The 9,501-nt window shown below is 73.8% G+C and carries 8 protein-coding genes; 4 read left to right on the forward strand and 4 right to left on the reverse strand.

Annotation, left to right across the window (positions count from 1 at the left end; translation table 11 throughout):
• Positions 1-678: 678 nt before the first annotated feature.
• From KSNIM_RS18675 to pdhA, 3 genes are read right to left on the reverse strand one after another with little or no spacing between them, the layout of a single operon-like run.
• On the reverse strand, positions 679-2,007 hold the full coding sequence (locus KSNIM_RS18675; protein ID WP_263104354.1) for a dihydrolipoamide acetyltransferase family protein: 1,329 nt from the start codon (positions 2,005-2,007) through the stop codon (positions 679-681).
• Positions 2,008-2,012: 5 nt separating this feature from the next.
• Complete coding sequence (locus KSNIM_RS18680; protein WP_263104355.1) at positions 2,013-3,008, reverse strand: alpha-ketoacid dehydrogenase subunit beta; 996 nt, start codon at positions 3,006-3,008, stop codon at positions 2,013-2,015.
• Positions 3,008-4,150: a pyruvate dehydrogenase (acetyl-transferring) E1 component subunit alpha gene (gene pdhA / locus KSNIM_RS18685; protein WP_263104356.1), complete on the reverse strand. Its 1,143-nt coding sequence runs from the start codon at positions 4,148-4,150 to the stop codon at positions 3,008-3,010. The genes KSNIM_RS18680 and pdhA overlap by 1 nt, the downstream gene beginning before the upstream one ends.
• A 148-nt stretch (positions 4,151-4,298) precedes the next feature.
• On the opposite strand from pdhA, the gene KSNIM_RS18690 reads away from it, so the two are divergent.
• Entirely contained in the window at positions 4,299-4,763 is a 465-nt protein-coding gene (locus KSNIM_RS18690; protein WP_263104357.1) for an Lrp/AsnC family transcriptional regulator, read from the forward strand.
• A gap of 52 nt (positions 4,764-4,815) precedes the next feature.
• Here KSNIM_RS18690 and KSNIM_RS18695 read toward each other — a convergent pair whose 3' ends face one another.
• Positions 4,816-5,400 (reverse strand): TetR/AcrR family transcriptional regulator, encoded by a 585-nt coding sequence (locus KSNIM_RS18695; RefSeq protein ID WP_263104358.1) that lies wholly within the window; start codon positions 5,398-5,400, stop codon positions 4,816-4,818.
• Positions 5,401-5,636: 236 nt separating this feature from the next.
• On the opposite strand from KSNIM_RS18695, the gene KSNIM_RS18700 reads away from it, so the two are divergent.
• The 3 genes from KSNIM_RS18700 to paaN all read left to right on the forward strand — a co-directional run bounded on the left by KSNIM_RS18700 (position 5,637) and on the right by paaN (position 9,393).
• Positions 5,637-6,143 (forward strand): RICIN domain-containing protein, encoded by a 507-nt coding sequence (locus KSNIM_RS18700; RefSeq protein WP_263104359.1) that lies wholly within the window; start codon positions 5,637-5,639, stop codon positions 6,141-6,143.
• Positions 6,144-6,290: 147 nt separating this feature from the next.
• Positions 6,291-7,592, forward strand: coding sequence for a hypothetical protein (locus tag KSNIM_RS18705; RefSeq protein WP_263104360.1), 1,302 nt, complete (start codon positions 6,291-6,293; stop codon positions 7,590-7,592).
• A 100-nt stretch (positions 7,593-7,692) separates the two neighbouring features.
• Positions 7,693-9,393: a phenylacetic acid degradation protein PaaN gene (paaN, locus tag KSNIM_RS18710; protein WP_263104361.1), complete on the forward strand. Its 1,701-nt coding sequence runs from the start codon at positions 7,693-7,695 to the stop codon at positions 9,391-9,393.
• The last annotated feature ends 108 nt before the right edge of the window (positions 9,394-9,501 follow it).

The raw sequence follows: 9,501 nt of genomic DNA on the forward strand, positions 1-9,501 counted from the left end.
GGTCCCGCCCACGGGCGACCGGGGGCCGGGATCCGCGGCGGCACGGTGGGCCGCGCCGGAACGGCGGGCAGGGCCGGCCTGGCCGATCCGGGCCGCCGGCGCCGGACGGCGCGCCCTCCTCTGCCGCTGCGGACCGGGCCCCGGCGGACACTGCCGCCGGGAGCGCCGCCGGGGCGGCGGAGGCGGCGGGGACGGGTGCCGCACGGACGGGCGGGGTGTCCGACGGGACGTCCGGGACGGAGGGGTCAGTGGGGGCAGTGGTTCCGGCCGGGGTCAGCCCCGGCACGGCGGCCGGTCCGGTGGAGCCCGAGCCGGCTCTGACCCGCAGCGGACGTGCCTTCAATGCGACATGACGAGTACCCAAGAGAATCGTTTCGCTTCCGGTCGCCCTGCAGCCACACGGCTGGCTTCTCTCTGCTGACGCCCTCAGCAGACTGGCACGACCCGGGTGCTCGTCCCACGAATCAACGGAACCGCGGACACACGACCGGCGGACGCGCTAGTCTCGCGCAACCCGCGCCCCTCGCTCCCCGTTGCGCGCCCGGGCGCCCGTACCCGAGTGCCGGTGGGCCTCCGGGCGCCCTTCCGCATCCGCGCGCCGGGACGGGCCGGGGAACGCCGACGGGCCGGGTCCCCGAGGGAACCCGGCCCGGTGCGGACCGGTGCCTTCACCGGCGGCTAGAGCGTGCGCAGCAGCAGTCCCGGCTGCTCGACGCAGTCCGCGACGAAGCGCAGGAAGCCGCCGGCCGTGCCGCCGTCGCAGACCCGGTGGTCGAAGGTGAACGACAGCTGGGTGACCTGCCGGACGGCGAGCCCGCCCTCGTGCACCCACGGCTTCGGCGTGATCCGGCCGACGCCGAGCATCGCCGCCTCCGGGTGGTTGAGGATCGGCGTGGAGCCGTCCACCCCGAAGACCCCGTAGTTGTTCAGGGTGAAGGTGCCGCCCGTGAGTTCGGCCGGGGTGAGCGAGCCCGCCCGGGCCGACTCGGTGAGCCGGGCGAGCTCGGTGGTGAGCCTCTCGGTGCCGAGCAGGTGGGCGTCGCGGACCACCGGGACGACCAGCCCGCGCTCGCTCTGCGCCGCGAAGCCGAGGTGCACCACCCGGTGCCGGAGGATCTGCGAACCGTCCGGCGAGACGCTGGAGTTCAGCTCGGGGAAGCGCTCCAGTGCGGCCGTGCAGATCCGGGCGAGCAGCGCCAGGACGCTGACCTTGGGGCCCGGAGCACGGTTCAACTGGGCGCGCAGTGCCATCAGTTCGGTGGCGTCGGCGTCCACCCAGCAGGTCGCGGCCGGGATCTCCCGGTGGCTGCGGCCGAGCTTCTCGGCGATGGTGCGCCGCAGCCCGCGCAGCGGGATCACCTCGGCGTCCCGGTCCGCCGTTGCGGCGGCCGGTGCGGCCGCCGGCGCGGCGGTGGCCGCGTCCACGGCGCGCTGGACGTCCGCACGCATGATGAGGCCGTCCGGGCCGCTGCCGGAGAGCCGGGCCAGGTCGATGCCGTGGTCCCGGGCCATCCGGCGGACCAGCGGCGAGATCACCGGCACCACGGCCGGGACGACCGCCGCGACCGGCGCCGGGGCTGCCGGAGCGGGCGCCGGGACGGGAGCGGGCGCCGGGACGGACGCTGCCGCAGCGGCCCGGACCCGGGCCCGGCGGCTGCCGCGCGACTCGGCGACGCCGTAGCCGACCAGCGGGCGCTCCACCGGCTCACCGGGGCCGCCCGCGGGCGCCGCGGCGGTGTCCGGCGCACCGGTGCCGCCGGGCCCGGACACCGCGACCGTCACCAGTGGGGCGCCGACCGGCACCTCCTCGCCGATCTCGCCGAAGAGCGCGGTGACCACTCCGCCGTACGGGCAGGGCACCTCCACCACGGCCTTGGCGGTCTCCACCTCGACCACCGGCTGGTCGACGGCGATGACCTCACCGACCTCGACCATCCACCGCACGACCTCGGCCCCGGTGAGACCCTCGCCGAGGTCGGGCAGGGTGAACTCGCGGACGACGGGCATCACAGTCACTCCTCCCACTGCAGCCGGGCGACCGCGTCCAGGATCCGGTCCACCCCGGGCAGGTGGTGGTGCTCCAGCATCGGTGCCGGGTAGGGGATGTCGAAGCCGCTGACCCGCAGCACGGGGGCGGCCAGGTGGTGGAAGCACTTCTCGGTGAGCCGGGCGGCGATCTCCGCACCCGGCCCGGCGAAGCCGGTGGCCTCGTGGACGACGACGGCGCGGCCGACCGAGCGGACGACCTCGCAGGCCGTCTCCTCGTCGAAGGGGACGAGCGAGCGCAGGTCCAGCACCGCGAGGTCCCAGCCCTCGGCCTTGGCGGCCTCGGCGGCCTCCAGGCAGACCGGCAGCGAGGGGCCGTAGGTGATCAGCACGGCGGAGCGGCCGGTACGGCGCAGCACGGCCTTGCCGATCGGCTCGACGGGCGCCGCCGGATCCCACTCGGACTTGCCCCAGTAGAGGCGTTTGGGCTCCAGGAAGACGACCGGGTCGTCGGAGGCGATGGCCTCGCGGAGCAGGCCGTAGGCGTCGTGGACGGTCGCCGGGGTGACCACGTGCAGGCCGGGGGTCTGGACGTAGTAGGCCTCGGAGGAGTCGCTGTGGTGCTCGACGCCGCCGATGCCGCCGCCGTAGGGGACCCGGACGGTGATCGGCAGCGGCAGCTTGCCGGCGGTGCGGTTGCGCATCTTGGCGACGTGCGAGAACAGCTGCTCCAGCGCCGGGTAGGCGAAGGCGTCGAACTGCATCTCGACGACCGGGCGCAGGCCGTACATGGCCATGCCGACGGCGGTGCCGAGGATGCCGGCCTCGGCGAGCGGGGTGTCCAGGCAGCGGTCCGGGCCGAACTCGGCGGTCAGGCCGTCGGTGATCCGGAAGACGCCGCCGAGCCTGCCGACGTCCTCGCCCATGACGTGCACGGTCGGGTCGGCCTGCATGGCGTCGCGCAGCGCCGCGTTGAGCGCCTGCGCCATGGTGCTGGTGCGGGCGGAGACAACTGTCGTCATCAGTGGTGCACCTCGGCCTCGGCGGCCAGTTCGGCTGCGAGCTGGGCGGCCTGCTCGCGCAGCTGCGGCGTGGGCTCGGCGTAGACGTGGGCGAACAGCGACATCGGGTCGAGCTGCGGGTCCTCGTGGAACTCGGCGCGCATCCGGGCGGCCAGCGCCTCGGCCTCGTCCGCGGCCTCCTGGACGAGCGTGTCGTCGAGGACGCCGAGCGGGCGCAGGTGCCGCTCCATCAGCAGGATCGGGTCGTGCTCGCGCCAGGCGGCGACCTCGTCGTCCGTCCGGTAGCGGGTGGCGTCGTCGGCGTTGGTGTGCGCCTCGACGCGGTAGGTGAGCGCCTCGACGAGGGTCGGGCCGCCGCCGCCCCGGGCTCGCTCGAAGGCCTCGGTCAGGACGGCGTGCACGGCGGGGGCGTCGTTGCCGTCGACCAGCCGGCCGGGCATGCCGTAGCCGACGGCCTTGTGGGCCAGGGTCGGCGCTGCGGACTGCCGGTCGAGCGGGACGGAGATCGCGTAGCCGTTGTTCTGGACGAGGAAGACGACCGGGGCGTTCAGCACCGCGGCGAAGTTCAGCGCCTCGTGGAAGTCGCCCTCGCTGGTGCCGCCGTCGCCGAGCATGGCGAGCGCGACGACCGGGTCGCCGGCCAGCCGCGCGGCGTGTGCGAGGCCCACGGCGTGCGGGGCCTGGGTGGCGAGCGGGGTGGAGAGCGGGGCGGTGCGGGTGGCCCGCGGGTCGTACCCGGTGTGGGCGTTGCCGCGGAGCAGGGTGAGGGCCTCCAGCGGGTCGACGCCGCGGGCGACCACGGCGAGGGTGTCGCGGTAGCTGGGGAACAGCCAGTCCTGCTCGCGCAGGGCCATCGCGGCGGCGACCTCGCAGGCCTCCTGGCCGGTGGTGGCCGGGTAGACGGCGAGGCGGCCCTGCTTGGTGAGGGTGGTGGCCTGCTGGTTGTAGCGGCGGCCGACGACCAGGCGCCGGTACAGCTCGCGCAGCAGCGCCGGGTCGGTCTTCTCCAGGGCCGGGGTGCCCAGGACACGGAAGGGGGAGTCGTCCGGCAGCAGCGGGGCGGGGTCGGTCCGCGGGGCAGTGGCACCGGGCAACCAGCCGGGTACCGCGGCCGCCTGGTGTCGGTGGTCGAGAACGGTCATCTCGGGGCACCTCCGGGGTGATGGGGGCTCCCTACCGATTGTTCGGTCGTCTGTTCATCTTGACCAGATGTGCGACAGGGTGGTGGACAATCGGCCCGAACGGAGGTCGACTGGAAGCAGCACGTCCAATCAGGGAGGGTGGGGGGCCATGTCGGCTGAACAGACGTCCAGGCTCGACCGTGTCGACCGTGCGATCCTGCGGCTGCTGCAGCAGGACGGCCGCGCTTCCGTCCGCTCGGTGGCCGAGCGGGTGCACGTCTCCCGGGCCAGCGCCTACGCCCGGATCTCCAGGATGGTCGACGAGGGCGTCATCCGCGGGTTCACCGCGCGGGTGGACCACGAGAAGTCCGGGCAGGGCGCGTCCGCGTACATCACGCTGAAGATCGTCCAGAACTCCTGGCGGACCATCCGCGAACAGCTGCTGGAGCTGCCGGGGGTCGCGCACATCGCGCTGGTCGGCGGCGAGTACGACGTGCTGATGCTGGTCCACACCGCGGACAACCGGGCCCTGCGCGAGCTGGTCCTCAACCGGATCCAGGCGATCCCGGACGTGCTCGGCACCCAGACCATGCTGGTCTTCGAGGAGACCGACCAGGTCCCCCCGGACGCCTGAGACGGGAACCCACAGGGGCAACCACCAGGGGGCGGCAACCCCCGGGGGTCCCTTACCGCGCGCGGAGGCCGTCGAAGGCGATGTGGGCGACGGCGTCGGCGACGCCGTCCGCCCCGCGGGTGCCGGGGCGGTACCACTCCACGATGGAGTTGATCATGCCGAAGAGCAGCCGGGTGGCCAGCCGGGGCTCGACGTCCGACCGGAGCTCGCCGGCGGTGACCGCCGCCCTGAGCAGTTCGGCGACCCGGTGGTCGAAGTCGCGGCGGCGCTCCAGCGCCCACTGCTCGGTGGCGGTGTTGCCGCGGACCCTCAGTAGCAGGGTCACGTAGGGGAGTTCGGAGAGGAGCACCTCGACGGTGCGGCGGACCACGTGCTCCAGCCGGTCCACCGGCGGCCCGGTCTCGGCGGCGGGCTCCTCCAGGATGCCGAAGAGGGCGTCCAGGGCCCGCCCGACGGCCAGCCGCAGCAGCTCCTCCTTGCCGCGGACGTGGTGGTAGATCGAGGACTTGGAGATCCCGGCGGCCCGGGAGAGGTCCTCCATCGAGGTGCCGTCGTACCCGCGCTCGTTGAAGACCCGGACCGTCACGGCGAGCAGCGTGTCGACGGTGTAGGCGGTACGGGGGGTGTTCTCGGCCATGGGCACGAGTATCCCCGGCAGCCCGGTGCCGCCTCCGCCCGGGGTGGCGGCGGCGACGGCCGGCGGAGCCCCCGGAGAGGCGGCTACCCAAACGGCCGCCAGGCTGTCCGAAATTCCGGTGTTCCGCCCCGGAAGGGCCGCCTAGGGTCCATTTCCAGGGGGGACGTAGACGAACCGGAAATCCGGAACGGACCCTTCGAGATTTCCCATTCACCCATCACCGGAAAGGTCCTTCCATGACGAACTGGATGCGGCGCACGGCCACCCTCTCGGCCGGCCTGGTGCTCGCCGGCGGCGCCGCCCTGGCGACCGCCCCCACCGCGTCCGCACTGGTCAGCGGTCCGCTGCACCCCGCCAGCTCGGGCAAGTGCCTGGGCGTCTACGGGATGTCGACCGACAACGGCACGGACGCCGTCCAGTGGGACTGCAACGGGAACGCCGACCAGCGCTGGAGCTACTCCGGCGTGGGCGGCGGCTACTACACGATCACCAACGCGAATTCCGGCAAGTGTCTCGGTGTCTACGGCATGGACCGGAAGAACGGCGCCGTGGCGGTCCAGTGGGACTGCAACGGCAATGCCGACCAGCAGTGGTACATCGACTCGGTCGGCAACGGCGCCGCCCATCTGATCAACCGCAACTCGGGCAAGTGCCTCGGCGTCTACGGCGGCAACACCGCGAACGGCACGCTCGCCGTGCAGTGGGACTGCAACGGCAACAGCGACCAGGTCTGGTACTCCTGACGCCCCGCCCGCGGCCGGCCGAGGACGCACCCGAAGGAGTGCCCCGACCGGCCGGCCGCGGGCCTTCGGGCCGCTCACGGGCGGGCGGTAGACTCCGCCGCGCCACCCGCATGCGGCGGGGTGACCGGCGACGGAGGACCGACGTCCATGAGCGCGATACCTGACACCGCGGTGCCGCGTCAGCGGCCCGCCGCCGACCCGGTGCCCGGCGGCCAGGTGCCCGACGGCGCGGACGACCGCGGCGGACAGCGGCCCCCGGAGCCGCTGCGCAGGGCGTTCGGCTCGGCGGCGGCGCGCTTCGGCCCGGCGCTCGGGCTGTACGGCGCGGTCAAGCTGATCGGGTTCGCCGTCTTCATGATGCTGCTGGAGTCCTCCGGCAAGTTCCGCGAGCAGTCGCCGCGGTTCGGCGGCGGCGCGCACCCGTGGGACGTGGTCGGTTCCTGGGACGGCTGGTGGTACCGGCAGATCGCCGAGATCGGCTACGACCCCAAGCTGGTGCCGGACCCGGGCGGCTTCTTCCCGGTCCACCAGGACTCCTCGGCGTTCTTCCCGCTGTACCCGGGCCTCGTCCGGCTGGTGTCGGACGGCACCGGCCTCGGGCTGTACGGCGCGGGCATGCTCGTCTCGGTGGTCTCCTCCTTCGTGGCCGCGGCCGGCATCTACGCGGTGGCGGCGCACCTCGGCGGCAGGCGGGCCGGCGTGATCGCCGCGGCGGTCTGGGGCGCCTTCCCCGGCGCCGGCGTCGAGTGGGCGGTGTACACCGAGTCGCTGTTCGTGGCGCTGGCCTCGTGGGCCTGCTACTTCACGATCACCCGGCAGTGGTCGCAGGCCGCGCTCGTGGCCTTCGTCGCCGGGTTGAGCCGGCCGACCTCGATGACGCTCATCGCGGGTGTCGCGCTCTCCGCCGCCGTCGCGCTGTTCCGGCGCAGGGACGGCGTGGCCGGGCCGCTGACGGCGATCCTGCTGCCGCCGCTGAGCTTCTTCGGCTACATCGGCTGGGTGGGCTGGCGGATGGGGCACCTGGACGGCTACCTCACCCTGCAGCGCTACGGCTGGCTGCACTTCTTCGACTGGGGCTCGTACACGAGCACGGCGGTCGCCAACATCCTGGTCGGCGAGACCGCCTACCTCTTCCCGTACCCGACCGAGGACCTGATCGCCGTCCTGGTGCTGTTCGCGCTGCCCTGCCTGCTGGTGCCGCTCCTGTCGAGGCGGCCGCCGCTGGTGCTGGTGGTCTACACCCTGGGGACGCTGGTGCTGGCGCTGGGCAGCCAGCAGATGTTCGGCACGCTCTCCCGGTTCGTGCTGCCGGTGTTCCCGCTGACGATCCCGGTGGCGCTCGCGCTGCGGCGGCTCAGCCTGCCCTCGCTGGCGGTGGTGCTCGGCGTCGCGGGCGCCGCGTCCGGCTGGTACGCCGGCTACGTGATCTTCGAGCTGGGCATTCCGTAAACCGGGGGTGTCCGGACGGCGGGCGGCCGCGCCCTCTTGTCCCGACCGATCGTTCGGTTACTCTTTGGGGTGTCCCGCCCGCCCCTGTGAGGAGCGCACCATGGCTGCTGCGACCCCCGACCCCAAGGTCGCCGACCTGATCGAACGCCACCAGGACACCCTCGACCGCGCGCTCACCGCGATGGCCGAGCGCGACTACTGGTCGCCCTACCCCGAGTTCCCCAAGGCGTACGGCGAGACCGGCGCCGAGGACGGCAAGGCGGCCTTCGACGCCCTGCTCGGCACCGTGTTCGCGGTCGAGGGCCAGCCCACCGACGGCGACCTGGTCGGCGGCGAGACCTCCCCGTACGGCGTCGAGCTCGGCATCAGCTACCCGCACACCGAGCCCGGCGCGCTGATCGAGGCCCTGGAGGCCGCCCGCCCGGCGTGGGCGGCGGCCGGCCCGGCCGCCCGCGCGGCGGTCTGCCTGGAGATCCTGGCCCGGATCAACGCCCGCTCGCACGAGTTCGCGCACGCGGTGATGCACACCACCGGCCAGGCCTTCGGCATGGCCTTCCAGGCCGGCGGCCCGCACGCCCAGGACCGCGGCCTGGAGGCCGTCGCGTACGCCTACGCCGAGCAGACCCGGCTGCCGCAGAGCGCCGGCTGGACGAAGCCGCAGGGCAAGCGCGAGCCGCTGCAGATGGTCAAGGAGTTCACCGTGGTGCCGCGCGGCACCGCGCTGCTGATCGGCTGCAACACCTTCCCGACCTGGAACGGCTTCCCCGGGCTGTTCGCCTCGCTGGCCACCGGCAACGCCGTGCTGGTCAAGCCGCACCCGCGGGCCGTGCTGCCGCTGGCGCTGACCGTCCGGATCGCCCGCGAGGTGCTCGCCGAGGCCGGCTTCGACCCGAACCTGGTGTGCCTGGCCGCCGAGCACGAGGGCGGCACCGCCGCCCAGGTGCTGGCCGTCCGCCCCGAGGTCAAGGTCATCGACTACACCGGCTCGACCTCCTTCGGCGACTGGCTGGAGGACAACGCCCGCCAGGCCCTCGTCTACACCGAGAAGGCCGGCGTCAACACGGTGCTGGTCGACTCCACCGACGACTACCGCGGCATGCTGAACAACCTGGCCTTCTCGCTGTCCCTGTACAGCGGCCAGATGTGCACCACCCCGCAGAACCTGCTGATCCCGCGCACCGGCATCAGCACCGACCAGGGTGACAAGTCCTACGACGAGGTGGTCGCCGACCTGGCCGCCGCCATCGACGGGCTGCTGTCGGACGACGCCCGCGCGGCGGCCATCCTCGGCGCGGTGGTCAACCCGGGCGTGCTGCAGCGCACCGCGCAGGCGGCCGGCGGCGAGTTCGGCGAACTCGCGCTCGCCCCGCGGCCGGTGGCCTCCGGCGAGTTCCCCGGCGCGACCATCCGCACCCCCGCCCTGGTCAAGGCCGACGCCGACAAGCCGGACGACCGGGCGGCCTTCCTCGGCGAGCAGTTCGGCCCGATCTCCTTCACCGTCGCGGTGGAGAACACCGAGGCCGGCATCGAGCTGCTGCGCCGCAGCGTCCGCGAGCAGGGCGCGATGACCGTCGGCGCCTACACCACCTCCCCCGAGGTGGAGCAGGCCCTGGTGCAGGCCTGCCTGGACTCCGGTGTCTCGCTCTCGCTGAACCTCACCGGCGGGGTCTACGTCAACCAGACCGCCGCCTTCTCCGACCTGCACGGCACGGGTGCCAACCCGGCCGCCAACTCGGCCTACTGCGACGGCGCGTTCGTCGCCGGCCGGTTCCGCACGGTGGAGGTCCGCCGGCACAGCTGATCCGGCGTCCGGCACGGTCCGGCGGCCCGTTCCCGCACCGCGGGGGCGGGCCGCCGGCCTTCCCCGGCCCGCCGTCTCACCGGCGGGCCCGCCGCGGGTTGAACACCC

Source organism: Kitasatospora sp. DSM 101779 (genome assembly GCF_025655475.1).
In the GTDB taxonomy this organism is placed as follows: domain Bacteria; phylum Actinomycetota; class Actinomycetes; order Streptomycetales; family Streptomycetaceae; genus Kitasatospora.

What these genes read in the sequence shown, in the direction of transcription:
- KSNIM_RS18675 (WP_263104354.1), bottom strand. Translation starts at nt 2,007, where the DNA reads ATGCCCGTCGTCCGCGAGTTCACCCTGCCCGACCTCGGCGAGGGTCTC.
- KSNIM_RS18680 (WP_263104355.1), bottom strand. Translation starts at nt 3,008, where the DNA reads ATGACGACAGTTGTCTCCGCCCGCACCAGCACCATGGCGCAGGCGCTC.
- pdhA (WP_263104356.1), bottom strand. Translation starts at nt 4,150, where the DNA reads ATGACCGTTCTCGACCACCGACACCAGGCGGCCGCGGTACCCGGCTGG.
- KSNIM_RS18690 (WP_263104357.1), top strand. Translation starts at nt 4,299, where the DNA reads ATGTCGGCTGAACAGACGTCCAGGCTCGACCGTGTCGACCGTGCGATC.
- KSNIM_RS18695 (WP_263104358.1), bottom strand. Translation starts at nt 5,400, where the DNA reads ATGGCCGAGAACACCCCCCGTACCGCCTACACCGTCGACACGCTGCTC.
- KSNIM_RS18700 (WP_263104359.1), top strand. Translation starts at nt 5,637, where the DNA reads ATGACGAACTGGATGCGGCGCACGGCCACCCTCTCGGCCGGCCTGGTG.
- KSNIM_RS18705 (WP_263104360.1), top strand. Translation starts at nt 6,291, where the DNA reads ATGAGCGCGATACCTGACACCGCGGTGCCGCGTCAGCGGCCCGCCGCC.
- paaN (WP_263104361.1), top strand. Translation starts at nt 7,693, where the DNA reads ATGGCTGCTGCGACCCCCGACCCCAAGGTCGCCGACCTGATCGAACGC.